The organism is Aquamicrobium lusatiense (assembly GCF_014201615.1).
Classification (GTDB): Bacteria; Pseudomonadota; Alphaproteobacteria; order Rhizobiales; family Rhizobiaceae; genus Mesorhizobium; species Mesorhizobium lusatiense.
This window is the reverse complement of sequence record NZ_JACHEU010000001.1, coordinates 714441-740515: the sequence shown is the minus strand read 5'-3', so window position 1 is coordinate 740515 and position 26075 is coordinate 714441. Positions and strand designations below refer to the sequence as shown.

The 26075-nt window shown below is 62.6% G+C and carries 22 protein-coding genes; 16 read left to right on the top strand and 6 right to left on the bottom strand.

Going from position 1 to position 26075, the window contains the following annotated elements; translation table 11 throughout:
* Positions 1 to 33 precede the first annotated feature (33 nt).
* The 3 genes from HNR59_RS03645 to HNR59_RS03635 all read left to right on the top strand — a co-directional run bounded on the left by HNR59_RS03645 (position 34) and on the right by HNR59_RS03635 (position 3564).
* Positions 34 to 1725, top strand: a complete 1692-nt coding sequence (locus tag HNR59_RS03645) for a long-chain-fatty-acid--CoA ligase (protein ID WP_183826099.1) — start codon at positions 34 to 36, stop codon at positions 1723 to 1725.
* Between the two features lie 107 nt (positions 1726 to 1832).
* Positions 1833 to 2624, top strand: coding sequence for an IclR family transcriptional regulator (locus tag HNR59_RS03640; RefSeq protein ID WP_183826097.1), 792 nt, complete (start codon positions 1833 to 1835; stop codon positions 2622 to 2624).
* 103 nt (positions 2625 to 2727) lie between these two features.
* The gene (locus tag HNR59_RS03635) at positions 2728 to 3564 is read left to right on the top strand and encodes an IclR family transcriptional regulator (RefSeq protein WP_183826095.1); all 837 of its coding nucleotides are present in this window, start codon (positions 2728 to 2730) and stop codon (positions 3562 to 3564) included.
* Positions 3565 to 3702: 138 nt separating this feature from the next.
* Here HNR59_RS03635 and HNR59_RS03630 read toward each other — a convergent pair whose 3' ends face one another.
* Together HNR59_RS03630 and HNR59_RS03625 are read right to left on the bottom strand one after the other, a co-directional pair.
* The gene (locus tag HNR59_RS03630) at positions 3703 to 3939 is read right to left on the bottom strand and encodes a hypothetical protein (RefSeq protein ID WP_183831607.1); all 237 of its coding nucleotides are present in this window, start codon (positions 3937 to 3939) and stop codon (positions 3703 to 3705) included.
* Between the two features lie 111 nt (positions 3940 to 4050).
* Positions 4051 to 4260: a cold-shock protein gene (locus HNR59_RS03625; protein ID WP_183826093.1), complete on the bottom strand. Its 210-nt coding sequence runs from the start codon at positions 4258 to 4260 to the stop codon at positions 4051 to 4053.
* Positions 4261 to 4769: 509 nt separating this feature from the next.
* On the opposite strand from HNR59_RS03625, the gene HNR59_RS03620 reads away from it, so the two are divergent.
* The 3 genes from HNR59_RS03620 (at position 4770) to HNR59_RS03610 (ending at position 8049) form a co-directional block, all read left to right on the top strand.
* Complete coding sequence (locus HNR59_RS03620) at positions 4770 to 5786, top strand: helix-turn-helix transcriptional regulator (RefSeq protein ID WP_183826092.1); 1017 nt, start codon at positions 4770 to 4772, stop codon at positions 5784 to 5786.
* 102 nt (positions 5787 to 5888) lie between these two features.
* Positions 5889 to 7082 carry a methyl acetate hydrolase AcmB gene (gene acmB / locus HNR59_RS03615; protein ID WP_183826090.1) on the top strand — a complete coding sequence of 398 codons (1194 nt, stop codon included), beginning with the start codon at positions 5889 to 5891 and terminating at the stop codon, positions 7080 to 7082.
* A gap of 82 nt (positions 7083 to 7164) precedes the next feature.
* The gene (locus tag HNR59_RS03610; RefSeq protein ID WP_183826088.1) at positions 7165 to 8049 is read left to right on the top strand and encodes a helix-turn-helix domain-containing protein; all 885 of its coding nucleotides are present in this window, start codon (positions 7165 to 7167) and stop codon (positions 8047 to 8049) included.
* Between the two features lie 63 nt (positions 8050 to 8112).
* Here HNR59_RS03610 and HNR59_RS03605 read toward each other — a convergent pair whose 3' ends face one another.
* The 3 genes from HNR59_RS03605 to HNR59_RS03595 form a co-directional block, all read right to left on the bottom strand.
* On the bottom strand, positions 8113 to 9762 hold the full coding sequence (locus HNR59_RS03605) for a flavin-containing monooxygenase (RefSeq protein ID WP_183826086.1): 1650 nt from the start codon (positions 9760 to 9762) through the stop codon (positions 8113 to 8115).
* 157 nt (positions 9763 to 9919) lie between these two features.
* Positions 9920 to 11497, bottom strand: a complete 1578-nt coding sequence (locus HNR59_RS03600; RefSeq protein ID WP_183826083.1) for a DHA2 family efflux MFS transporter permease subunit — start codon at positions 11495 to 11497, stop codon at positions 9920 to 9922.
* A 129-nt stretch (positions 11498 to 11626) separates the two neighbouring features.
* Positions 11627 to 12799 carry an HlyD family secretion protein gene (locus HNR59_RS03595; RefSeq protein ID WP_183826080.1) on the bottom strand — a complete coding sequence of 391 codons (1173 nt, stop codon included), beginning with the start codon at positions 12797 to 12799 and terminating at the stop codon, positions 11627 to 11629.
* A 155-nt stretch (positions 12800 to 12954) separates the two neighbouring features.
* Here HNR59_RS03595 and HNR59_RS03590 point away from each other — a divergent pair, with 155 nt between their 5' ends.
* On the top strand, positions 12955 to 13671 hold the full coding sequence (locus HNR59_RS03590) for a TetR/AcrR family transcriptional regulator (protein WP_183826077.1): 717 nt from the start codon (positions 12955 to 12957) through the stop codon (positions 13669 to 13671).
* 45 nt (positions 13672 to 13716) lie between these two features.
* Here HNR59_RS03590 and HNR59_RS03585 read toward each other — a convergent pair whose 3' ends face one another.
* Positions 13717 to 15099 carry a glycosyl transferase family protein gene (locus HNR59_RS03585; protein WP_183826074.1) on the bottom strand — a complete coding sequence of 461 codons (1383 nt, stop codon included), beginning with the start codon at positions 15097 to 15099 and terminating at the stop codon, positions 13717 to 13719.
* A 319-nt stretch (positions 15100 to 15418) separates the two neighbouring features.
* On the opposite strand from HNR59_RS03585, the gene HNR59_RS03580 reads away from it, so the two are divergent.
* The 9 genes from HNR59_RS03580 (at position 15419) to HNR59_RS03540 (ending at position 25980) form a co-directional block, all read left to right on the top strand.
* Positions 15419 to 17509: a TonB-dependent receptor domain-containing protein gene (locus HNR59_RS03580; RefSeq protein ID WP_183831302.1), complete on the top strand. Its 2091-nt coding sequence runs from the start codon at positions 15419 to 15421 to the stop codon at positions 17507 to 17509.
* Between the two features lie 104 nt (positions 17510 to 17613).
* Positions 17614 to 18540 (top strand): siderophore ABC transporter substrate-binding protein, encoded by a 927-nt coding sequence (locus HNR59_RS03575; protein ID WP_183826071.1) that lies wholly within the window; start codon positions 17614 to 17616, stop codon positions 18538 to 18540.
* Positions 18541 to 18632: 92 nt separating this feature from the next.
* The gene (locus HNR59_RS03570) at positions 18633 to 19601 is read left to right on the top strand and encodes an ABC transporter permease (RefSeq protein WP_183826068.1); all 969 of its coding nucleotides are present in this window, start codon (positions 18633 to 18635) and stop codon (positions 19599 to 19601) included.
* Between the two features lie 49 nt (positions 19602 to 19650).
* A complete protein-coding gene (locus tag HNR59_RS03565) occupies positions 19651 to 20559 on the top strand; it encodes an iron chelate uptake ABC transporter family permease subunit (RefSeq protein ID WP_183831300.1) in 909 nt (302 codons plus the stop codon).
* Positions 20556 to 21314 (top strand): iron ABC transporter ATP-binding protein, encoded by a 759-nt coding sequence (locus tag HNR59_RS03560; protein WP_183826064.1) that lies wholly within the window; start codon positions 20556 to 20558, stop codon positions 21312 to 21314. The genes HNR59_RS03565 and HNR59_RS03560 overlap by 4 nt, the downstream gene beginning before the upstream one ends.
* Positions 21315 to 21607: 293 nt before the next feature.
* Entirely contained in the window at positions 21608 to 21862 is a 255-nt protein-coding gene (locus HNR59_RS03555; protein WP_183826060.1) for a hypothetical protein, read from the top strand.
* Between the two features lie 181 nt (positions 21863 to 22043).
* Entirely contained in the window at positions 22044 to 24752 is a 2709-nt protein-coding gene (gene mgtA, locus HNR59_RS03550; protein ID WP_210307278.1) for a magnesium-translocating P-type ATPase, read from the top strand.
* 96 nt (positions 24753 to 24848) lie between these two features.
* Complete coding sequence (locus HNR59_RS03545) at positions 24849 to 25145, top strand: hypothetical protein (RefSeq protein ID WP_183826054.1); 297 nt, start codon at positions 24849 to 24851, stop codon at positions 25143 to 25145.
* Between the two features lie 118 nt (positions 25146 to 25263).
* Positions 25264 to 25980: an MgtC/SapB family protein gene (locus tag HNR59_RS03540; protein ID WP_183826049.1), complete on the top strand. Its 717-nt coding sequence runs from the start codon at positions 25264 to 25266 to the stop codon at positions 25978 to 25980.
* Positions 25981 to 26075: the final 95 nt, after the last annotated feature.

Here is a 26075-nt window from a genome sequence, read left to right as displayed (position 1 = left end):
GTTCAGGAGTGCCGTGAGCGTTCAGGACCACACATGGCACATCTCACTCCCCCGCAAGACACCGCCCATGCAAGCTGGCTTCGCCACTGGCCGCCCGGATTGCCTGCGGATCTGCACGTTCCCGAAACGACCGTCCACTACAATCTGGAAGTATCTGCGAAGCGCTATCCCGACCTCGACTGCCTGATCTTCTGCGGCGTTCATCTCACCTATGGCGACGTGCAGCGGAAAGTGGAGAACCTCGCCGGCTTCCTGCAGAGCGAATTTCATCTGGCGCGGGGCGAGCGGGTGCTGCTTTGCCTGCAGAACAGCCCGCAATTCGTGATCGGCTATTACGGCATATTGCGCGCCGACGCCGTGGTGGTTCCGGTCAACCCGATGAGCAAGGCGTTCGAGATCGAGCATCTGGTGGGCGACACCGGGGCCCGCATTGCCGTTGTGGCGCGCGATCTGGTGCCGTTGATCCTGCCGCTGGTCGAGGCCGGGCTGATCGACCATGTGGTGGTCGCCGACTATGCGGACTATGTGGCGCCAGGCTTCGACCTGCCGCTGCCTTTTGCTGCCGCGCCCGACCCGGCCCCGCTTCCCGAACGCATGACGGCATGGCGCGATGCGCTTTCGGCCGGCCACTTTGCCGCCCCTTCGCTTGCCGGACCCGACGATCTCGCCCTTTTGCCCTACACGTCCGGCACCACCGGCAACCCGAAGGGCTGCATGCACACGCACCGCACCGTGATGGTCACGCTGGTCGGCGGAGTGCGCTGGATGCCGGCTTCGGTCGGCGCGGTGAACCTCGCCACCCTGCCCCATTTCCACGTCACCGGCATGCAGAACTCCATGAATATCCCGATCTATGCAGCCGGAACGCTGGTCATCATGCCAAGATGGGACCGCAAGGTGGCGGCCGAGCTGGTGCGCCGCCACCGGGTCGAGCGCTGGCGGCTGATCAGCACCATGGCCATCGATCTGGTCAACGATCCGGATTACGACGGTTACGATCTTTCCAGCCTTCGCTATATCGGCGGCGGTGGTGCCCCCATGCCGGAAACCGTGGCGACGAAGCTGCGCGAAAAGACGGGGCTTGCCTATATCGAAGGCTATGGCCTCTCGGAAGCCATGGCAGCCACCCACATCAACCCGACCCAGCGCCCCAAACCCCGCTGCCTCGGCATTCCGGTCTGGGGAGTCGACTGCCGCATTCTCGATGTGGACAGCGGCGCATTCCTGCCCGATGGCGAAGTCGGCGAGATCGTCATGGACGCGCCGCAGCTTTTCAAAGGCTACTGGCAGAACCCGCAGGCGACGCAGGCGGCTTTCGTCGAAGCCGGCGGCAAACGCTTCTTCCGCACCGGAGACATCGGCTATCGGGACGAGGACGGCTATTTCTTCATTGTCGACCGTTCCAAGCGCATGATCAATGCATCCGGCTTCAAGGTATGGCCCTCGGAAGTGGAAACGCTGATGCTGCGCCATCCGGCAATAGCCGAGGCCTGCATCATCTCCATGCCGGACGAAAGGCGCGGTGAAAGCGTAAAGGCGCTCGTCGTCCTGCGCCGCGATCATCATGGCAAGATGAGTGCACAGCAGATTTCGGACTGGTGTCGCCAGAACATGGCGAGCTACAAATGCCCGCGCCATATCGAGTTTCTCGACGCACTGCCGCGCTCTTCAACGGGCAAGATATTGTGGCGGGAGCTTCAGGCGCGGGAATGGGAAGGGCACTGAAGCCGGCGCGGCGGTTCATCCCTTGTCTTGAAACACGGCGTCCTTCGTGGGAAACGCATTCTGCAAGGTCACGCAAGGGGAACAGCCGGCCATGAACCGGTGCGCACATGAACGCTAAGGCAGACAAGCCAGACAGATCCGTAGCCACTTCGCTGCGCAAGGCGCTGGCCATCCTCGAAGAGGTGGCAGACGCCGACGGGCCGCTGACCGGCCAGCAGATCGCCGTGCAGGTGGGCCTTTCCCGGTCGACCGCCTCGCGGCTGGCGCTGGACCTGTGCGAGCTGGGCTATCTTGCCCCTCTTTCCAACGGCCAGGGTTTCGAGCTGGGGACGGCCGCACTCAGGCTCGGCCTGCGCAAGTTTTCCAGCATCGACATTCGCAGGGTCGCGGCGCCCTTCATGCGCACCATCAGCGACGACACCGGCCTGATGGTCGATCTCGCGCTCGCCCATGGCGACGAGATGCTCTATTTCGAGGTGTCGCGCAAAAGCGGGTCCGTGGTGCTGGCGACCGAGCTCGGCAGCCGCATGCCGATCGAGAAGACCGCCGGCGGCCTTGCCGCGATCTCCGCCTTCATGCCGCTGGAGCGCGAGCAGGTCCTGGCGCGGCTGAAGATGAAATATGGCGCAGACTGGCCGCAGGTCGAAGCCAGAATCCAGCGTGCGATGGAAGAGATCGCCACATATGGCTTCTGCACCGCGATCGGCACCTGGCGGCCGGATGTTTCCGCCGTCGGCCTGCCCTTTATCGACCCCAGAACCGGACGGACCTTCAGCTTCAGTTGCTCGGGCATCGGCTACACGATAGAGGAAGATCGTCTCCGTAAGGAGATCGGCCCGCGCATGGTCGAGCTGGTCCATAACGTCGCTTCTGCCATGGGAACAGCCCCAAGGCCCTGAGGCCGCAGGGACAAAGGCTCTTCCGCATCGCGCGGTCGGGGGCGGGTTCAGCCCTGCGGCAGGCAGCTTGCCGCCCTCTGCGGGCGGGTTCGTGGAGAGATAGTTGAAGAAGCGCGCCAAACAGACGGATGCCGGCACCGAGCCTGATGCCTCCGCCTCCGGGGACCGCCAGTTCGTGACCGCGCTGCAGCGCGGGCTGGATATTCTGCGCTGCTTTCGTCCCACCGACGGCGCGCTCGGCAATCAGGAACTTGCACAGCGTTGCGGCCTGCCCAATTCCACCGTCTCGCGCCTGACCTATACGCTGTCGAAGCTCGGCTATCTCGTCTACCTTGAAGACATCGGCAAATATCGTGTGGGCGTACCGGTGCTCGGCCTCGGCTATGCCTGCCTCAGCGGCCTGAAGGTGCGCGAAGTGGCACAGCCCTATCTGGACGAACTGGCACAGCACGCCGGCAACGGCCTGCTGGTCGCCATGGGCGGGCGCGACCAGTTCAGCATGATATATGTCGCGTGCGCACGTTCGGAAGGCATCGTATCGCTGCAGCTGAATGTCGGCTCACGCATTTCACTGGCCCGGTCCAGCATGGGCCGCGCCTATCTCGCGGCGGCCGCCCCGCAGGAGCGGGAGGCAATCCTGCGCGGCATCGAGGCCCGCACAGACAAGGAGCGATGGCCCCAGCTTCAGTCCGAGATCCTGCGGGCGATCGAGGAAATCAACACGCGTGGTTTCTGCCTGAATTCCGGCGAATGGCAAGCCGATGTCAATTCGGTGGGCGTGCCGCTGCCGCCCCTGCATGGCAGCGGGCCGATCCTCGCCCTGAACTGCGGCGGGCCGGCCTATCTGCTGCCGCGGGAGAGGCTGGAAAACGACATCGGTCCGCGCATGGTCGAGGCGGTGCGAAAAATCCGCTATGCGGGCGAAGGTGGCGGCAGGTAAGCCCATCGGCTCCGCAACCGCCGCTGAGCGCATACGGACAGAACTCGGCTCATCCCCACGAAAACGGAGAGCTTCCGGCCGCAAGCCCGTAAATGAAGGTGACTGAAGACGAGAAATGGCGCTGATTTGCGCCGTCTGTCATTTCGCTTTCACGGATGGCCTGCGCTTCTTTTGCGGCACCGCATTTTCTTCCGGCTTCCCCGCCTCGATGGCCTCCATCTCCAGACGTGCGGCCTTCAGGCGCTCTGTCTTGGCGTTTCGCTTCGCAACCTCGGTGTCAATGATCTGGCGCGCCACGCGGGCCGATATATCTGCCTTCGTCTCCATCTTCGTGAGAGCGGGCCTGAAAACAGCGTTGACCGCATCATGGTTCATTTCGGTACTCCTTTACGAAAACGAAAAAGGCCGGGAAATCCCGACCTTCTCCTGTCCGCCTCAATGGTCAGTGCCAGTACATCCGTGGTCAAAGACCAGAGGCGTCATTCATCAGGCAGCCTGCAGGTTTTCAGCCGCGCTCTTGCCGCTGCGATTGTCTCTCACAACGTCGAAGCTCAGCTTCTGGCCTTCGGCGATGGTATGCATGCCGGCGCGCTCGACGGCAGAGATATGGACGAACACATCCGTGCTGCCATCCTCAGGTGCAATAAACCCATAGCCCTTGGTGCTGTTGAAGAACTTTACGGTTCCAATAGTCATGACGATCTCCTTATCAATCGGCACAGAAATCCAACGCCCGGCCGCATGCCGAACGTCGCAGTCGTCGAAATTGAGAGGGGAATATCGTCAGAGCGCTTCTGCGCGAAAACAAACTTCGTCAGCAAGATCGATGCTCAATACATATGATGCAATTGTGATGAATGCAAGGTGCCACGCTAACAATTTATCTTAAGGCGAATTAAATCCGAAACAGTCGGCAAAACAGGCAGTCTTTATCTATCTGTACTTACCCATATCCGGATAATATTCGCAGTCATAAATCATTTGCCGAAGCGCAGCCGTATCGAACCCGGTCAGTCCCTCGGTACTGCCATCCTGCCAACGGAACAGAGACAGCAGGATGAAGACGGTGCCGGCGCAGATGCGCGACCGGATTTCCCTCTTCCGACATGGAACCGAAGCCTGTGCCCCGGCTGAATCGAATTGATGCAAGAGCGGTTTCCTCATGCCATTATGTGTGCGTGCTGTGACTGAAGGAGGAGTCGGTCATGCTCGACAAAGCGCTGTTATACGACATGGCGGGGCGGCCGATCGTCCAGCATGGACGCACCACGTCTCAGGACTGGGACGAGGTGCAGGATTTCTGCCGCCGCGTTTACATGCCCTATCGGGTCAGGCCGCTGGGTCATCTGCTCAACCCCGACGCCACGATGCGGCGCGCCAATATAAGGCGCATCACGCTCACGCGTTTTTCCTATGGCGTGCCGATCCATCTCGATGAGTTCGATCCCGCCGCCGGCAATATTCTGGTGCTGAACACGCTGCGCGGTGCGCTGCGTCACAAATATACGGCTGAGGCGGATGCCATGACGGGTCCCGGCGAAAGTTTCGTCGTGGATTGCAGCCGCACCGAATACTGGCTGGACGGCGATGCCGAACACATGCAGCTCAACCTCACCATTCCCCATGACGTGATGGCGGAGGTGGCGCATCGCTGGTTCGGCTTCATTCCCGACGACCGGCTGTGGACCCGGCGCGTCGCCTTCGGCGGCGATGGGTCGCGCTGGCAGGCGCTGCTCAACTATGCCTGCCAGTCGATACAGGCCAACGGGCAGGTTGCGGACAACGGCATCATGGGGCGGCATCTGGAAGAGCTGATCTGCGCCGAACTGCTGATGCTGTGGGCGCAGGGTGCCGGTGTGTCGCTGAAGGACGGGGCGCGGTCGGCCGCGCCGCACTATGTGCGCGAGGCCGAGGCCATCATGACAGAGATGGCGCAGGATCCGCCCACCATCGGCGAAATCGCCAGCCGGCTTGGCGTGTCGGTGCGCACGCTTTCGGGTGGTTTCAGGCAGTTCCGCGGCATCTCGCCAAGGGATTTTCTGCGCGAGCGGCGACTGGAAGGTTTGCGCAATGCGCTGCGCAATGCCCGGCCCGAAGAGACCGTCACCTCCATCGCCGCCGAGTGGGGCTATGTGAATTTCGGAGCCATGGCCGGAACCTACAGGGAAAGGTTCGGAGAATTGCCTTCGCAGACGCTGGCCTTCGCCAGATCGCGCCACTGATCCGCTTCCGATTGCGGACAACCAATGCCGATGACGGATAGCAGGCGCTTTCGGCAGGCCGCATTCTCGCGATAACATTCGTGTTGCCAAGGGAGGATAGGCATGGGTGAGTTGAAATCGGCCTGTGATGCGGTGCTGTCGCGGGTCACGCAGGGCGAGAGCCGTGTTCCGGGCGTCGTCGCCATGGTCACGGACCGCAAGCAGGACATCTATTCAGGCGCGGCAGGCGACCGGCGCCTCGGCGACGACGCGATGAGCGAGGACACCGTCTTCGCCATTTTCTCGACCACCAAGGCGATCGCCGGCACCACCGCTCTGCAATGCGTGGAAGAAGGCCTTCTCGATCTCGATGCGCCGGCGCGCGACTATGTTCCGGCCATCGGCAAGTTGCAGGTCCTCGATGGCTTCGACAGCGCCGGCAAGCCCATGCTGCGCGCGCCGAAATCGGATGTGACCACCCGCCAGCTGATGCTGCACACCGGCGGCTTCGGCTATGACTTCTTCAACGAGAAATACAGGCGCATGGCCGAGGAACATGGCCAGCCAAGCATCGTGGCCGCCACGCGTGCCGCCATCGAAACACCGCTTCTGTTCGATCCGGGCGAGAAGTGGGAATATGGTTCGAACATCGACTGGGTGGGTCAGGTGGTCGAGGCCATTCGCGGCAAGCGTCTTGGCGAGGTGATGCGGGAGCGCATCTTTGCCCAGCTCGGCATGCAGGAGATCGCCTTCACCCGCACGCCTTCGATGAAGGAGCGTTCGGCCACCATCCATGCCCGCACCGCCGATGGCGGCCTCAGCCCCATGGACGGCTTCGAACTGCCCGACAATCCCGAAGTCGACATGGGCGGGCACGGCCTCTATGCGACGATCCCGGAATACATGAAGTTCATCCGCATGTGGCTGAACGACGGCGACGGTCCCAATGGCCGCGTGCTGAAGCCGGAAACCGTGGCCTGGGCGGTCAAAAACGGCCTGCAGGAGCACCAGAAAGTGGGCATGCTGCCGGGCGTCATCGCTTCCCTGTCGAACGATGCGGAGTTCTTCCCCGGCCTCAAAAAATCGTGGTCCTACACTTTCATGGTCAATGACGAGGAGGCGCCGACGGGTCGCCCGGCGGGCGCCATCGGCTGGGCGGGATTGGCCAACAGCTTCTACTGGATCGATCGCCAGAATGGCGTCGGCGGCTACTGGGCAACGCAGATCCTGCCCTTTGGCGACCCGGTCTCCTTAGGCGGCTATCTCGACTTCGAGACCGCTGTCTATCAAACCGTGGCCTCCGCGCGGGCGGCCTGACAGGCAGGCCCGCAACCGCTGACGCACTGACGTGCCGGGGCATTCCGCCCCGGCCCTTTCGGCACCGAAAGGAGTTGATGCAATGACGGACCTTTTGCCTCCCGAACAGTTGCCCGACTGGGTGCCGGGACGCATCCTGCTGGCCAGCGACAAGCTTGGCTGGCGCCATGTGGCGCTGCGCGCCTATCACTACCATGGTCAGGACGTGATCGTTCCGGCCATGCGCGATTTCATGCTGGTCGGCTATCAGGCCGGCGACACGCCCATGCAACGCCGCTTCGAGGGACGCTGGAGCCGCGACCGGCTGGGTCCCGGCGCGGCCTCGCTGCTCACCCGGGCCCAAAAAGCGCACTGGACATGGACCGAGCCGATCGACGTCACCCATGTCTATCTGTCCGGCGCACTGGTGGCTTCCGTCGCCTCGGAGGTTATGGACTGCCACGTTTCCGACGTTCAGCTCGCCGACGTGCTGCGCACCGACGACCCGGTGATGACGGCGGCCATGCACGCCATTTCCGAAGAAGCCCGCCATCAGGCGATGGGCGGAGCGCTCTATGTGGAATCGGTGGCGCGGGCACTCAGCGTTCACCTTCTGCGCCGCTACGCCTCGATCCGCACCAGACCGGTGTCTTCTTCCAGTGGACTGGCGCCCGGCCAGATGCGCCGCATCGAGGATTTCATCGCCTCCAACCTCGGGCAATCGCTCGATCTCAGCCAGATGGCTGCGGAACTCGGGTTGACGCCCTGCCTGTTCGCGCGCCAGTTCAGGCACAGTTTCGGCAAGCCGCCCTATGCCCATGTCATCGACAGGCGGCTTGCCTGCGCGCGGCATATGCTGGCCACCACGACGCTTCCGATCAAGGAGATCGCGGCCTCCTGCGGCTTCACCGATCAGGCGCATCTGACCCGGCTTTTCGCGCGCTCCTACGGCACCACCCCCGCCGCCTTCCGCCGCAGCGCTCAATAGGGTGCCGCGCAAAAAAGGGGCCGCAGACGCAGGTCCGCGCCCCCTGTTTCAGTCAGAAACGCATCACGCCATTTGCACGCCCTGATAGCCGGAGCCTGCAAGCTCGTCACATTTCTGGCGATAGGTGCCGACGCCGCCCGTATAGGACAGAACCCTGCGCGGCTTGCCCGGAATGTTGGAGCCGACATACCAGGAATTGGTGCGGGCGATCAGCGTGGCGTTGGCCGTTTCGTCATGGTGCTGAACCCATTCCTCCTCCAGCTCCGCTGACGCCTCCATAACCGTCTTGCCGGCGGCGCGCATGTGAGACACCAGCGCCGAAATCCACTCGGTCTGCTGTTGCAGGCAGGTCGTCATGTTGCACAGTGCGGCCGAGGGCGACAGCGGCGAGCCGGTGATCAGCAGGTTCGGATAGCCGTGCACCATGGTGCCGTAGGCGGTGCGGATATCACGGCTCCAGTCATCCTTCAGCGTGCGGCCACCCTTGCCCTTGATGTCGATGCGCGTCAGCGCACCGGAGCCCGCATCGAAGCCGGTTGCCAGAATGATGACGTCCAGCTCGTGCACGGTTCCGTCTTCCAGCCGGATGCCTTCCGGCACGACCTCGGCGATCGGATTGTCGCGCACGCTGACCGGCTCGACATTGTCGCGATGGTAGACCTCCAGATAGTTGGTCTCCAGCGGCACGCGGTGGGTGCCGAAGCCATAGTCATCGGCATTGGGAACCAGAAGGTCGATCAGCTCCGGGTCTTTCAGGCGGGCTATCATCTTGCCGCGCACGAACTCCGAAATCTCGCGCGACACATCCTCCTCGAAGAACATTTCGGAGAAGGAGGCCAGCCACAGCTTGAGCGAACCGTCGGCATAAATTTCCTCCATCACGGCAAGGCGTTCGTCCGGGGTGAGCTCCGCCCATTTCTTCGTGAAGTCATATTCGAAGCCGCTGAATGTGTGGGGCAGGTTCTGGCGCAGCTCGTCAAAACGCGCCTTGTAGGCCTTCGCTTCCTCGGGGCCGTATTTCGGGTTCTTCATCGGCAGCACATATTGCGGGGTGCGGATGAAGACTTTCAGCTCGCCTACCTTGTCGGCAATGGTCTGGATGACCTGAATGCCGGTGGCGCCGATGCCAACCACGCCGACACGCTTGCCTTCCAGATCAAGCGGCTCGCGCGGCCACCGCGCCGTGTGGAAGATCCGGCCCCGGAAAGTGGACTGGCCGGGGAAACGGTTTTCCAGCGGTGCCGAGAGCATGCCGCAGCAGCCGATCAGGAACTGCGTGTCAAACGTATCGCCACGATCCGTGTGCACCGTCCAGCGGCCGCGTTTTTCGTCATATTCGGCGGACGTCACCGTCGTGCCGAACAGGATATCCGGGCGCAGTTCCAGCCGGTCGGCGATGTAGTGCATCCAGCGCTCGATTTCGGGCTGGGCGGGAAAGCGCTCGCTCCACGTCCAGTCCTTGTAGAGGGCTTCGTCGAACAGATACTGGTAGATGTAGCTCTCGGAATCGAATTTGGCGCCGGGATAACGGTTCCAGTACCAGGTTCCGCCCACATCGGTGGCGGCGTCCACGGCCTGAACCTTCAGTCCATGTTTACGCAGCTGGTGAAGCTGATACATGCCGGCCACGCCGGCGCCGATGATCAGTGCATCCAGCACTTCCGGTTTATCTGACGGCGCACGGCGAAGCGCGCCCTGAACGGCGATATTCATAGTGGCATTCCTCCCTTTCGGATCGCGAGGGTTCCTCCTCCCCGCCGGGGAGCCTGCGCTCCCTCGCAGAAAAGCTAGGAGAAGGGTGCCGTCACGGTCTTGTACGATCCGGAAGGAAGTCTTGTATAATCCTGACGCCGGCGCGGGCGGCCGGTGCTCAGTGTCCCCCGCCGCCGCCAACCGTCGCGGGCGGCTTGCGGATGAACAGGGCGAAGATTGCCAGCGAGGCAAACAGCACCGTCAGCAGGTAGAACACATCCATGAAGGAGAGCAGGGCCGCCTGCTGGTGCACCATCGCCGAAAGCCTTGAAAGAGCCGCCGCCGAGCCGTCGATGCCGCCATGCGTCTCGAAATTCCGGGACAGGCTTTCGAGCTTTTCGGTGGCGGCAGGATTGCCCCACTGCACATGTTCCGACAGGCGCGCATAGTGGAAGGCGTTGCGGTGCGTGAGCATGGTGTTGATGATGGCAAGTCCCACCGCGCCCCCCAGATTGCGCGTCAGGTTGAACAGGCCGGACGCGTTCTTCAGCCTCTCGGGCGGCAGTGTGCCGAGCGCGATGTTGTTGATCGGCACCATGCACAGCATCATCGATACGCCGCGCAGGATCTGCGGCACGAACAGCTCCCAGAAATCCCAGTCCGCCGTCAGGTTCGTCATCTGCCAGGTGCCTGCGGCAAAGCCGAGAAACCCGATCATCATCATCACCCTCGGGTCCATCCTGCGCGACAGCATGCCCGAGATCGGCGCGGTGAAGAACATGGCCAGTCCGCTGACGAACAGCGCTTCGCCGATCATCATGGAATCATAGCCGCGAATGCGGCCCAGATAGATCGGATAGAGATAGGTCAGCCCGTAAAGGCCAATGCCGATGACGAAGGAAAACAGCGAGCCGAACGCGAAATTGACGTTGGTGAAGGCCCGCAGGTCGACGATCGGCTCTTCCGCCCGGAAGGCGCGCCAGAAGAACAGCACCGCGCCCACCACCATCACCACGGTGAAGACGAACACCGTCTCATCCTGCATCCAGTCATTGCCGGGGCCTTCCTCCAGCACATATTCGAGCGAGCCGAGAAAAGCGGCCATGCCGGCAAGCCCCCACCAGTCGAACTTCTTCCACAGGGACAGGTTGGGCTTGTCGAAATCGATCAGCGTCCAGGCGGCACTTGCCACCAGAATGCCGGGCACGATGTTGACGAGGAACAGCCAGTGCCACGACATCGCATGGCTGATATAGCCGCCGACCGTCGGGCCGATGGTGGGCGCCAGCGTCGCCACCAGACCGATCATCGGCGAGACGACCGCGCGGCGCGATGGCGGGAAGATGGTGAAGGCGGCTGCGAACACGCTGGGGATCATGCCGCCGCCGATGAACCCCTGTATCGCCCGATAGACGATCATCTGGTCGATATTGGTGGCGGTGGCGGCCAGCGCCGAGGCGGCGGTGAAACCGGCTGCTGCCGTGGTGAACAGAACCCGCGTCGACAGCATCCGCGACAGGAAGCCCGACAGCGGGATCATGATGACCTCCGCGATCAGGTAGGAGGTCTGCACCCATGGAATTTCGTCGGAACTCGCGCCAAGGCCCGCCTGAATCTCGGCCAGGGACGCCGACACGATCTGGATGTCCAGGATGGCCATGAACATACCGAACACCATCGCCAGAAAGGCGATGATGCGGCGCGGCTCTATATGATCGGCAGGCCTTTCGCCGGCGGTGATCGCTGCACCTGACATCTGGAAGGCTCCCGCCGGAGCATCGGATCGAAAAGTGAATTCCGGCTTTCGGACCGATGCTCCATCAATAGTTCAGATTGCGACTTGTGCGGCCGAAGGGACGCATGGCGATCCCGGGCAGGGCGCGGCTCAGCTTGCCGGGGCCGTGCGGCTGTCGACGTCGACCACCACCGAAAGCCCCGCGCGCAGCTTGCCGCCTTCCAGCACCTGCGGCGGAAGATCGATGCGAACCGGCACGCGCTGCACCACCTTGGTGAAGTTGCCGGTGGCGTTTTCCGGCGGCAGCATGGAGAAGACCGCGCCTGAAGCCGGCGCCAGCGACGACACCGAGCCCTCGAAACCTTCACCACCCATCGCGTCAACGGCGATGTGGACCTTCTGGCCGGGCACCAGTGCGGCGAGCTGGGTTTCCTTGAAATTGGCGATGATATGGAGACGGTTCACCGGCACCACCACAGCAAGCTTCTGGCCGGGGCTGACGAGATCTCCCTTTTCGACCGAACGATTGCCGACCACGCCGTCATAGGGCGCGCGCATGACGGTGAAGCCAAGGTCGCGCCCGGCCTTTTGCCGGGCAAGTTCCAGCGACGCGAGCGTGCTCGCCGTTTCGGCCTTCTGGGCTTCGAGAACGCCGACATTGGCTTTTGCGGCGGCAATCTGCGCCTCTGATCCGGCCAGGGCGGCTTTGGCCTGTTCCGCTGCGGCGCTGGCGTCGTCGAGCTGTGCCTGCGTGGCCACACGGGTCCTGAGCAGTTGCGTGGCGCGATCCTGCGTGCGCACCGCATTGTCGAAGGCTGCCTGCGCCGAGGCTTTTTGCGCTTCGGCCTGCTGAAGGGAGGCGTGAGCGGCCACGATCTGCGCGTCGATGCGCTCCAGCGTCCGCGAATGGGTGGCGATCTCGGCCTCCGCCTGCGCGACAGCGATTTTATAGTCGCCGTCATCGACCACGAAGAGCGGATCGCCTGCCTTCACATGCTGGTTCTCGGCGACCTTCACCTCGGCGATATAGCCCGAAATCTTCGGCGATATGAACGCCATGTCTGCCTGCACATAGGCATCGTCGGTCGAGATCATGAAGCGGCCATCCGTCCAGTAGCCATAGCCGTACCAGGCGCCGGCGCCGAAAAGCAGCGCACCGATGATCGGCAACAGCATGGAACGAGCCGAACGCCTGCGCGGCGCGGCGGAAGGCTGCGCCTGCGCCGGGGCCTCCGCGTGATGCGGCGCTTCGCCCGCAGGTGCGGCGCGGGTGGTCGGGAAAGGATGAACTTCAGCCTCGGAGGATGCTGAGCTGGACGACATGGATCATCTCTCCAAATAGAACTGAACCGTTCGGTTCGATGTTGACTTAGCGCTCCCAAAAGCCCATATCAAGAGAAAATCGAACTCATCGGTTCGATTTCTTATCATGCGCCGGCAAACGGCCGAGACGGCATAAGGGACATTCACGCGAAGAGATGAGCGGGGCCACCTCGAACAAGGACAGAACCGGGCAGTATAGTTCTGATGCCGCGACGAACCGTCGCCGTCCCTCAGCGGGAAACGATCCGGTCAAGCGCCAGCAGATCATCGACGGCGCGCGGCGCGTGTTCATGAGGCTGGGCTTCGATGCCGCCTCTATGAACGACATTACCCGCGAAGCAGGCGTTTCCAAGGGCACCATCTATGTCTACTTCGCCAGCAAGGAAGAGCTGTTCGAAGCGCTGGTCGAGGAAGAACGCACCGCCATCTTCCGCAATCTCTATGAGACGCTGGACAATCCGGGCGATCTGCGCAGCACGCTGACGCGTTTCGGAACCGGGCTCGCGCTCAGGATCACCTCCAACAAGGTGATCCTCGCACAGCGCGTCGTCATCGGCGCGGCCGACCGCATTCCCGAGCTTGGCCGGCGTTTTTATGAGAGAGGCCCCAAGCACGGACATGAGCGTCTGGTCGCCTTCCTGTCGAAGGCGGTGGAGCGGGACCTGCTCGACATCAGGGACGTCACGCTGGCAGCCTATCAGTTGACAGAGCTGTGTCTGGCGGGCCTTGCGCGGCAGCGTCTGTTCGGCTTCCGTCCCGACGCCCCCACACAGGAGGAGGTCGAGCGGATCGCAAGTGCCGGCGTCGATATGTTCCTGAAAACCTATGGCACGGCGAAACTGGCCGCGCTGGAGCGGGCACGCGAAAGCTGACGACCTGCCCTCGTGCGGCTCCGGGAACTCAGGCCCCCCTTCCCCTCATCCCTTTATCCTGCGCCGGCGCCAAAGTGCTGCGGCTTCATCTCGCAGGTCATCGAAGGCAGTGTGTTGCGGGCGCATGCTCAGCAGAGCGGCAGCGGCGGTGTCGATGACGATTTGCCGTGGCCGCTCATCCCGCACCCGGTTTTCCCAAACGCCCTGCCAGTATTCCAGACTGGTCAGACCGGTCGAACCATCGAGCCGGGGTTCGGGAACGGATGGAACGAAAACTTCTGAAGGCTTGCCATCGACAAGCCGGTATATCGTCGTTGGCCTGTAAGGATTGAACTCGCCAACATCACGAACACTGCCGAGAATGGCAAGATTCGGCAATCCGGCGGCATGTGCCGTATCGCGATGCAGCAACTGGTTGGCCGGCTGCGCAACGCCGAGCAGGCTGGCGGGGGCTCCAAGCGGATTGAGGAGATGCAGCATGAGGTTCACCGGCGTGCGCATCTGGAAAAGCCGGTAAAGCAAAGGCAGATGCGGCATACGCTGCGTCATGGCCGTCAAAGGCATGAAACCGATGCCATGCGTTTCCACCACCTGCGGCGCCGCCTCCATGGAAGTGCAGACAGGAATGCCGATGCCACTGGCGGCAGCTTCCAGCTTGCCCTGATCAATTTCTTTGCCAAAGCCGTGCAGCAGCACGCGAATGCCCGATTGCGCGAGCAGCTTTCCCGCCTGCATGAGCCAGGGCATGGCAGTGGAGCGCGGCGACAAATAGATCGGCAGGTCCAGATCCACGATACCCGCGCCCACATCGGGCGCATCGATATGCTGGCGACTGGCCCGCACGAAACCTGCCAGTTCTCCGGCGGTCAGGCCGCGATAGTGCATCGTTGCCAGCAGCGCGCCCGTCTGGGCCGGGTCCGCGTCACCCTCAAGGATAATGGAAAACGCTTCCTGCGCCTCCTCGGCGTCAAGCGGACGTGAACTTCCGACGCCCGCCGCGGTCGTGGCAATATGTTTGGCCAGTCTTTGCATCGGATCGGCGTTATGCCCGATGCTCGCCAGACGGCGGGCATGGTGGATGGGCAGGGGCTGGCCTTCCAGACGGTTTTTCGGCCGATAACCGAGAGGAACCACATCGACGATCGGCACGGCTTTCCACTCCGGGATCTGCCGCAACGGACGTTCCGTGACAGGGCTGGTCAGGTCTTCCGCCTCGGAAGCGACAGCCCGCACCCGCAGGCGCAGCGATTCCGCGAAAGGCGTGGGGATCATGCCCTGCGCCGTCCTGACAAGAATCTGGTCGCCATACAGCTCGCGAATCTGCTTGAGCAGCCGGCTCATGGCCGGAGCGCCCAGCCCGAGGCGCGCAGCCGCCCCGTTCACGGATTTTTCAACAAGCAGCGCATCGAGCGCAAGGATCAGCCGCAACCTGCCCAGAGGCGCCTCGGCCTGTGCTTCCTTTGCGGAAGACGTCCGATTGCCTGGAGGGCGCCTAATTTTAGCCGATTTTGTCGTTGAATTTCCTATGACCCTGCTCCCGAAAGCGCCCATATTTGCGCACGTCCGCGCGGTCCCTCCCCAAATTGCGTTTTTCTGAATTTAGTATCGTTCAAAAACATCGGCATTGACCCTGTGAGCGCCAATTCTGAATAGGACTATTACGCTCATATTTTATAAAGGGGTTATCCGCATGTGGCGAGAGGGTTCGACAGAACGCAGTTGCGAGGGCAATGCTGCGGGCTCGGTGATGCGCTGGAAACGGGCTCTTGCAGCGTGTTCCTGCCTTGTTGCGGCCGGCGCACTCAGTGCTCCGGGCACCGCTTTCGCACAGACTGCGGAAGATGAGGAGAACGGCGTTACCGTTCTCAAGCAGATCGTGATCACGGCCACCGGCTTCGAGCAGAACGTCAAGGACGCCCCTGCAAGCATCACCGTGGTTTCCCGCGAAGAACTGGAAAAAGGTTCGTTCCGCGACCTGACCGATGCGCTGCGCGAGGTTCAGGGCGTGGCGGTGACCGGCGTTGCCAACGAGAAGGATATTTATATCCGCGGCCTGCCGGGCACCTACACGCTGATCCTCGTCGACGGAAAGCGCCAGAGCACGCGTGACGCGCGAACCAACGGCAATTCAGGCTTCGAGCAGAGCTTCATTCCGCCGATCAGCGCCATCGAGCGCATCGAGGTCGTACGTGGTCCGATGTCCTCCCTCTATGGGTCGGACGCGATGGGCGGCGTCATCAACATCATCACCCGCAAGGTCGCCGACGTGTGGTCGGGGTCGGTGACGGTCGACGGCACGCTCCAGCAGCACTCGCAGTTCGGAAATTCCGGACAAGTTTCCTTCTATGGCAGCGGACCCGTCATTCAGGACAAACTCGGCCTGCAGATCTGGGGCCGGGGCCTGAAGCGCGGAGAAGATAGTTTCCTCGGCGGCGTCACCGATGCCAAGGAGGGGGATATTGCGGGTCGCCTGACCTTCACGCCCAATGAAGATCACGACATCATCCTCGAAGCAGGGCGTACCCGCGTCAGGCGCGAGGCGACCGCTGGCGAAACACTCGCCGCAACGGCGAACGGAACCTACAATTACAACGACAGGGATCACTGGTCGCTGACACATGTCGGGCGCTGGGGCTGGACGACCTCCGAAATCTCGTTCTCTCAGGAATGGGCCGAGCGCACGAGCTTCGCGTGGACGCCCGCCCAGAGTGCTTTCGTCGAAAATGCCCGCTCTCCGGAAATCCGCAACTCGGTTCTGGATGCCAAGTTCACGACGCCGTTCGAACTCGGCGGCCTGCATACCATGGTGGTCGGCGGTCAGTATTTCGATGCGACGCTGACCGACCAGAACCCCGGACGTCGTACGGGCCAGGACGAGAAGTTCCAGATCGAACAGTGGGCCCTTTTCGTCGAGGACGAGTGGAAGATCAGCGATGTCTTCGCCCTGACGGGTGGTCTGCGCATGGACCATCATGAAATCTATGGCGCACATTACAGCCCCCGCCTCTACGGCGTTTGGAACGCGACCGAGCAGCTGACGGTCAAGGGCGGCGTTTCAACCGGTTTCCGTGCACCCGACGTGCGTTCGATCGCCCCCGGTTATGCCTACACCACCGGCGGCGCCGGCTGCAGCTACGGTCCCAACGGAACTTGCGGCGTCATCATCGGCGATCCCAATCTCAAGCCCGAGAAGAGCACCAGCTACGAAATCGGCGCGATCTGGGACAATTACAGCGGCCTGTCGATGGGCGCGACGTATTTCTATACAGATTTCAAGGACAAGATTGCCAACGCCCTTGTTCTCGATGCCAACGGCGATCCGGAACGCTGGTCTGAAGATCCCAACTACCGCCTCTGGTACAATTACAACATCGATGACGCTGTCATTCAGGGCATCGAGCTGACGGCCACATGGGAAGCAACGCCGACCCTGACCTTCCGCGGCAGCTATACCTATACCGACTCCAAGCAGAAGACCGGTGACTACAAGGACTTCCCGCTGGCCCGCACGCCCGAGCACATGGCAAACGTGCGCGCCGACTGGGTCACGCCGATCGACGGTCTGGCGACGTGGGCCTCGGTCAACTACCATGGTTCTGAAATCGCCTCCGGCGCGCGTATCGGAAGCAACGGAACGCCGGTGGTCATCAACGGCAAGACGGGGCGCAAGTACGGCGACTATGCAACGGTCGATTTCGGTGCATCCTACGCCTTCAATGAAAATGTCGTGCTGAAGGGTGCGGTCTACAACCTCTTCGACAAGAAGGTGGAGGCGACCGACTACAACACCACCATGGAAGGCCGCCGCCTGTGGGTCAGCCTGACCACGAACTTCTGAGCGTCGGAGCTCTGAAACGGCTGCTTTTGTGGCAGTGAAGACACATGGTCCGGGCACGAAAACGTGTCCGGGCCAGCTTTGTATCATTTGAACGGGAACTCGGGATGAAGCTGGACAGACGTTCTATATTGTTCTCACTCGCGCTTGGTGCGCTTTCCCTGCAAATGGCTCCTGTGGTTGCCGTTGCACAGGACATCACCGTCAAGCACACGCAGGGCGAGATTTCGCTGCCCGCGGCCCCGAAGACGGTTCTTGTCTTCGACATGGCCTCGATCGATACGCTCGATGCGCTGGGTGTGGAGATCGCGGGCGTCCCGGCGTCCAACTTCCCGCCCTATCTGGCGAAGTATGCGGGCGACGAATATGCGAAGATCGGATCGCTGTTCGAGCCCGATCTGGAAGCCGTCAATGCCGCCGATGCCGACCTGATCATCGTCGGCGGCCGTTCCAGCGCCAAATTCGCCGAACTGTCGAAGATCGCGCCGACCATCGACCTGACCGTCGACAACACCAACCTTGTCGACAGCGTGAAGTCGAACGTGTCACTGCTGGGCAAAGTGTTCGACAGGGAAAAGGAAGCCGCGGACAAGATCGCGGCGCTCGATGCATCCATCGCCGCCGCGCGCGAGGCCGCCAGCGGCGCCGGCAAGGGCCTGCTGATCCTGACCACCGGCGGTAAGATGAGCGCCTATGGCCCGGGCTCGCGTTTTGGCATGCTGCATTCGGTGTTCGGCGTCGAGCCGGCGCGCGCAGACCTGCAGGCCGGCAATCACGGTCAGGCGATTTCCTTCGAGTTCATCCTTGAGGCCAATCCCGACTGGCTGTTCGTCATCGACCGCGACGCGGCGATCGGCCGCGAAGGATCGGCCGCGCAGCAGATGCTCGACAATGATCTCGTCGGCCAGACCAATGCGTGGAAGAACGGGCATGTGGTCTATCTCGACCCGGTGAACTGGTATCTGGTCGGCGGCGGCATCACCGCGCTGAGCGCCAGCGCCGATCAGATTGCAAAGGCGTTGCGCAAGGAATAAGCCCCCGCAACAGGGTTTTTGCCCTTCATCCTGTCGATGCAGCGCTTCATTTATTTGGGGCGCTGCATCGTCCGTTTTACAAGTTCGGTGCCATGAAAGCCTCCGGCCTCGCATTTTCCGCGCTTCTGGTCCTCGTGCTCGCCGTTGCCAGCCTGTTCGTCGGCGTCAGCGATGTTTCGCTGGCGACGCTTTTTTCGGGCGAAGCCGATGGCAGGGCGCTGCATGTGCTGCTGGCAAGCCGCCTGCCGCGCACGGTTGCGCTCATTCTGGCGGGATCCGCCATGGCGGTGTGCGGAACCATCATGCAGATGCTGGTGCGTAACCGCTTCGTCGAACCTTCGACGGCGGGCACGGTCGAATCCGCCAGCCTCGGCTTTCTCGTCATCGTGCTGGTGGCGCCGGGGCTGCCGGTTATCGGACGCATGGCGGTTGCGGCCCTGTTCGCGCTGGCCGGCACGATGCTGTTTCTCGCCATACTGCGCCGCATTCCGCTGCGCTCCACCCTGATGGTGCCGCTGGTCGGCATCATGCTTGGCGGCGTGATCAGCGCCGTCACCTCCTTCCTCGCCTACCGCTTCGACATGCTGCAATCGCTGGGCGCATGGACCACCGGCGATTTCTCTGCCGTGCTGAGGGGCCGCTATGAACTCCTGTGGATCGCCTTCGGCCTCACCTGCCTCGCCTATTTCGCCGCCGACCGCCTGACTGTCGCCGGCATGGGCGAGGATTTCACCACCAATGTCGGGCTGAACTATCGCCGCGTCGCGCTGTTCGGGCTATCTATCGTCTCGGTGGTCACGGCAGTTGTCGTGGTCACCGTGGGCATGATCCCGTTTCTGGGGCTGATCGTGCCCAACATCGTCTCCATGATCGTCGGCGACAATCTGAGGCGTTCGTTGCCATGGGTGGCCGTCCTCGGCTCCGGCATCGTGCTGGCCTGCGACATCATCGGACGCATCGTGCTCTATCCGTTCGAGATCCCGATCGGAACGGTGGTCGGCGTGTTCGGCAGCGCGGCCTTCCTCTATCTGCTGCTGAGGAGAAACGCCCGTGTCTTCTGAGCGGCTTTCCCGGCGCAACCTCTTTGTCCTGCTCGCCCTCGCCGGAGTGATGTGCGCGGCCATCGCCGTGTTCATGACCATCGGCGCAAAGGGCCGCTGGGATTTCGTGCTGCCGTTCAGGGGCCGGAAACTCGCCGCGCTGGTGCTGGTCGCCTATGCCATCGGCGTGTCGACGGTGCTGTTCCAGACCGTTGCCGCAAACCGCATCCTCACCCCGTCGATCATGGGCTTCGATGCCTTTTACGTGCTGATCCAGACGGTGCTCGTCTTCACGCTGGGCGCCGCCCGCGTCTCCACGCTCGACCCGCGACTGATGTTCCTGATCGAGGTCGCACTGATGGTGGCGTTTTCGATGGCGCTTTATCGCTGGCTGTTTGCCAGAACCGCGCGCAGCCTGCATCTGCTGATGCTGGTCGGCGTGGTGTTCGGCGTGCTGTTCCGCAGCCTGTCGAACTTCATGCAGCGCATCATCGATCCCAACGAATTCGTGGTGCTGCAGGACCGCTTGTTTGCATCCTTCAACGTCGTCGACCAGCACTTGCTGATCACCTCGGCACTCCTCGTCCTCATCGCCTCGGTGATCGGCTGGCGCATGCTGCCAAAGCTCGACGTGCTGGCGCTCGGCCACGACATCGCCGTCAATCTCGGCGTCGATTATCGCAGGACCGTGTCTGCGGTGCTCATCGTCGTCGCCATTCTGGTTTCGGTTTCGACCGCGCTGGTCGGTCCCGTCACCTTCTTCGGCCTGCTCGTTGCCAGCCTTGCCTACCAGCTGGTGCCGGGCGGACGTCATGTCACAGTGCTGCCCGTGGCCGTGATGCTCGGCATCATCTTTCTGGTTGCGGGCCAGACCATTCTGGAACGGGTCTTCTCCTTCAATTCCGCCCTCAGCATCGTCATCGAATTCGTCGGCGGGCTGGTGTTCCTGTTCCTGCTCGTCAAAGGTGTGAAGCGATGATCGAGATCCGCGACGTTTCCAAGGACTATAGCGGCAAGCTGGTGGTGGATGGCGTGACGTTGTCGCTTCCTGCCGGTGGCATCGTGTCCGTGATCGGGCCGAACGGAGCCGGCAAATCGACGCTGCTGTCCATGATCAGCCGGCTGATGCCGATGAGCGCCGGCTCGGTGACGGTCGACGGCATGGACGTCACAAGAACGCCGAGCGACGTTCTGGCCAAGCGCCTGTCGGTGCTGCGGCAGGACAATCAGCTGATGGCCAAGCTGACCGTGCGCGATCTGGTCGCCTTCGGCCGCTTTCCCCATTCGCGCGGCAGGATCACCGCCGAGGACGACCGCCACATCCGGCAGGCGCTTGAGTTTCTGGATCTGCATGCGCTTGCCGACCGCTTTCTCGACGAGCTTTCCGGAGGACAGCGCCAGCGCGCCTTCGTCGCCATGGTGCTGTGTCAGGATACCGATTATGTGCTGCTGGACGAGCCGCTCAACAATCTGGACATGAAACATGCCGCAGGCATGATGCGGCTGCTGCGGCGCGCGGCGGACGAACTGGGAAAGACCGTCGTGGTGGTGCTGCACGACATCAATTTCGCTTCCTGCTATTCCGATCACATCGTCGCCATGCGCGACGGCAGAGTGGCTGCACAGGGCGCTCCCGAAGAGATCATGGAAAGCGGTATCATCCGCAGCATTTTCGGCATCGACGTTTCGATCTTCCGGGAAGAAACCGGCATTTACGCCCTGTATTACAGATGACGTCCTGCAACTCACGCAGTGCGCTGCGTGAGCCGGGCGGTATACTTTCGTATATCCGTGCGATGCCAGAATATACCAATACCGCCTCACAGCCTTGTGGCGTTTCGGGGCTGCTGCGGCTAATCAGACAGCTGTCGGCCGCAGAGCTTCGATCAGCCCGCGCCCGCACCAGAAGGAACCCGAAACATGCCGAGCGACAGTAGTCGACAGAGAAGGCCGTCGCGGCCACAGGAACGGGTCTGACCCTGCCGTCTCACCCGTGACACGCTGCGGCGGCGTCAGCGAGGTGAGACATGAACATCACGAAATTCTTCCGTTTTCGCGCCGGAGCCCTTCCGGCTGTGCCCGCCCGCAGCGCGCAGATCGTGCGCTTCCAGCGAAAGGCAAAGCCACATGATCCGTTTCGCCCGGTTGTGCGCTGGCGGGTCAATCCGGCAACCGGCCGGCTGGAATGCCGCTGGACAGTGATCGCCAACGCGCCGGGGGCAGCCCGGGCGACGGCGGGCGACACCACGCCAGCCCCACTCCATGAAATACAGCGGGGCTGACACCATGTCCGCGCAACGCCCGCCAGGCTGAAAATAAGCGGCGACGGACGCGCTCCGTCGCCGCCGGCAAGCCGTCCATTTTTCGATTCAACCAACCGGCCCGCACAGTGCGTGGCGCGGGCGGCTTCGTGCGCCGCCTCGCCATTGCCCGGGCATTCATTGAGGACCACAGGCGATGAACATGATCAACAAGCGGCCACCGGCCGCGACCACACGCAAGGAAGATCGAAAACTTTCGATGCGAGCGGTGCGCGAAGCGCAGAACAGCATCGAGACCACGCTCGCCAACACCAGAGGCAGTCTGCAGGGTCTGACGGAAGCCGAAGCCCGCATCCGCCTTGTCGAGGATGGTCCGAACCAGGTTGCGCATGACAAGCGCCCATCCGCCTTCATCCAGTTCCTGCAGGCATTTCAGAACCCATTCATCGCCGTTCTCGCCGCTCTGGCGGCAGTCAGCGCCGTCACCGACATCGTGCTGCCGCTGCGCGACGGCGAGGCAGCCGACTACACCGGCGTCGGCATCATCGTCACCATGGTGGTGCTGAGCGCCCTGCTGCGGTTCTGGCAGGAATACCGGTCCGGCCGCGCCGCCGATGCGCTCAAAGCCATGGTCCGCACCACGGCCACCGTGCAGCGGCGCGCGGAGCCGGCGGCAGCGCCCGCCCTGCAGGAGGTCCCAATGGCCGGGATCGTGGTGGGCGATGTCATCAGACTTTCGGCCGGCGACATGATCCCCGCCGACATCAGGCTGCTGGAATCGCGCGACCTGTTCGTCAGCCAGGCCGCCCTGACCGGCGAAGCCTTGCCGGTCGAGAAATACGACACGCTGGGCTCCGTCGCCGGAAAATCGGCAGACGCGGTGGCAGGTGACCAGATGGATCTTCTGGAGCTGCCCAACATCTGCTTCATGGGCACCAATGTCGTCAGCGGCACCGCCACCGCCGTGGTGGTGGCCACCGGCGCACGCACCTATTTCGGCTCGCTGGCGAAAGCGATCGTCGGCTCGCGCACCGAAACCTCCTTCGACCGTGGCGTCAACAGCGTGAGCTGGCTGCTCATCCGCTTCATGCTGGTGATGGTGCCGATTGTGCTGTTCATCAACGGCTTCACCAAGGGCGACTGGACGGAAGCCTTTCTGTTCGCACTGGCGGTGGCTGTCGGCCTCACCCCCGAAATGCTGCCGATGATCGTGTCATCCAATCTTGCCAAGGGTGCGGTGGCGATGGCGCGGCGCAAGGTCGTGGTGAAGCGCCTCAACGCCATACAGAATTTCGGCGCCATGGATGTTCTGTGCACCGACAAGACCGGAACCCTGACGCAGGACCGCATCATTCTGGAACGCCACCTCGATCCCACCGGCACGCCCGACGAGAGGGTACTGCGGCTGGCATGGCTGAACAGCCATCACCAGAGCGGCGTCAGAAACCTGATGGATCAGGCGGTCCTCCAGTTCGCGGCGGGTACGCCCGATGTGGTGCGGCAGGCCGCCTCCTACAGCAAGATCGACGAGCTTCCGTTCGACTTCGTGCGCCGGCGGCTCTCGGTCGTGGTCGAAGGCGATGGTGGCGAGCACCTGCTCATCTGCAAAGGCGCGGTGGAGGAGATGCTGGCCATATCCACCCATGTGCGGGACGGAGACACCGTGCGCGAACTGGACGAAAACGGCCGCGCCCGCCTCGCCCATCTGGCCCGGGGCTGCAACGCCGATGGCTTCCGCGTCCTCGTCGTCGCAACCCGCGAGATACCGGGTGTCCAGTCGCGAGCCAGCTATGGCGTCGCCGACGAGCGCGATCTGGTGGTGCAGGGCTTCCTCACCTTCCTCGATCCGCCGAAGGAAACGGCGCGGGCAGCCATCGCGGCACTTGCCGACTATGGCGTGGCGGTCAAGGTTCTGACCGGCGACAATGAGGTGATCACCGCCAGGATCTGCCGCGAAGTCGGCCTCGAACCCGGCCTGCCGGTGCTTGGGCGCGACATCGAGGCGATGGATGAGGAGGTTCTGCGCGAACTGGTCGAGGAACGCACCGTCTTCGCCAAGCTCACCCCCCTGCAGAAATCGCGGGTGCTGAAAGCCTTGCAGGCGAACGGCCACACGGTCGGTTTTCTCGGCGACGGCATCAACGATGCGCCCGCCCTGCGCGACGCCGATGTCGGCATCTCCGTCGACAGCGGCACCGACATCGCGAGGGAATCGGCCGACATCATCCTGCTCGAAAAGAGCCTGATGGTTCTGGAAGAAGGCGTGATCAGCGGCCGCGAAACCTTCGGCAACATCATCAAATACCTGAACATGACCGCAAGCTCGAACTTCGGCAATGTGTTCTCGGTGCTGGTGGCAAGCGCCTTCATCCCCTTCCTGCCGATGATGGCCATACACCTGCTCATCCAGAACCTGATGTACGATATCTCGCAGCTTGCCCTGCCATGGGACAGGATGGACAAGGAGTTCCTGCGCAAGCCACGCAAATGGGATGCGAAGAACATCGGCCGCTTCATGATCTGGATCGGGCCGACCTCCTCCATCTTCGACATCACCACCTTTGCGCTGATGTGGTACGTGTTCGGGGCCAATTCGCCGGATCAGCAGTCGCTGTTCCAGTCGGGCTGGTTCATCGAGGGGCTGCTGTCGCAGACGCTGGTCGTGCATATGCTGCGCACCCAGAAAATCCCCTTCATCCAGAGCACCGCCTCGTTGCCGGTCATGGTGATGACCGTGCTGGTGTGCGTGACCGGCATCTACATCCCCTTCTCGGCCTTTGGTGCGATGGTCGGCCTGCAGCCGCTGCCGTGGGAGTACTTCCCCTGGCTTATCGCCACGCTGCTTGCCTACTGCGTCGTCGCGCAGGGCATGAAGACCATCTACATCCGCCGCTTCGGACAGTGGTTCTGACGGGCGAGGCGCAGCGCTGACGCGCTCCCCACAACCTGCAAGTCAGTCGGGCGGCACGAGCCGCCCGTCCTTGTTCCCCAAGACAGGAGAAATGCCATGACCCGCAATGAACTTCCGATACTGTTTTTCGCCCCCGATGGCCATTTCGGCACGTCCGGTCCAGCCCGCCGCCAGAGCGGAATTCGCGGACCTCGCAGAAATCCGAAATTACGCGGCCTGCCGTTGAGGCTCCTGTGCCTGTGTCTCGTGCTGCTTGGCACCATGCTCCTGCGGCAGGCCTCGGTGCTGTTCCGGCAGGACTTCATCAGCCGCCGGCAATGGTGCGCGCTGGCCCGCTGCTCTTCGGCGCTTCACGCCCGCGCGTCGTGGCTCCTGCGCCGAGGGCAATGGTGACCCCCTGCCGCACCCGCCCGGAAACCGTCATGCTGGCGCAGGTTTTCGCTGCTAAGGCATGTCGTGTGATTACATGAACCGGCTTCATTGCCGGCACGATCCAACAGAGAATGCGCAGATGAAAGCCCTGGCCACCTTCGAGCTGACAGCCTTTGCCGACACCTTTGTGGCCTTTGCGGCGGCTTTCATTCTGGGAACGCTGATCGGCGTCGAGCGGCAATATCGCCAGCGGACTGCGGGTCTTCGCACCAATGTGCTGGTGGCGGTGGGCGCAGCTGCCTTCGTCGATCTCGGCCAGCGTGTCGCGGGCGATGCGGAAGCGGTGCGGGTGATCTCCTATGTGGTGTCCGGCATCGGCTTTCTCGGCGCCGGCGTCATCATGAAGGAAGGCATGAACGTGCGCGGCCTCAACACCGCAGCAACCCTGTGGTGCTCCGCTGCCGTGGGCGCCTGCACCGGAACCGGCATGGTGGCCGAGGCCACGCTGCTGACCTGCTTCGTTCTCGCCGGCAACACATTGCTGCGGCCGCTGGTCAATATGATCAACCGCATTCCCATCGATGACCGCTCCACCGAGGCCACCTATGAAGTCAGCGTCATTTCCAGCCGCGAGGCCATGCCCCAGATGCGCGATCTTCTGGTGGAACGTCTGGAAGCTGCCGACTATCCGGTCAGCGATGTGGAGATAACCGACCGGGGCAACAACACCGTCGAGATCGTGGCGACACTGGTTTCAACCGCCGTCGATCCGCACGAGATAGAAGCGGTGACCAGCTATCTGGAACAGCAGAAGGGGGTTTCCGACGCAAGCTGGGATGGCAGCACCCGCGACTGACCGCCACCCGCCGGACAGGCCATGCGCTTTGCCCTGAGGCGTGTATAATGGGCCGGACCCGGATCATTTCTGCATTTCTCCGAACGGCAGGAAAC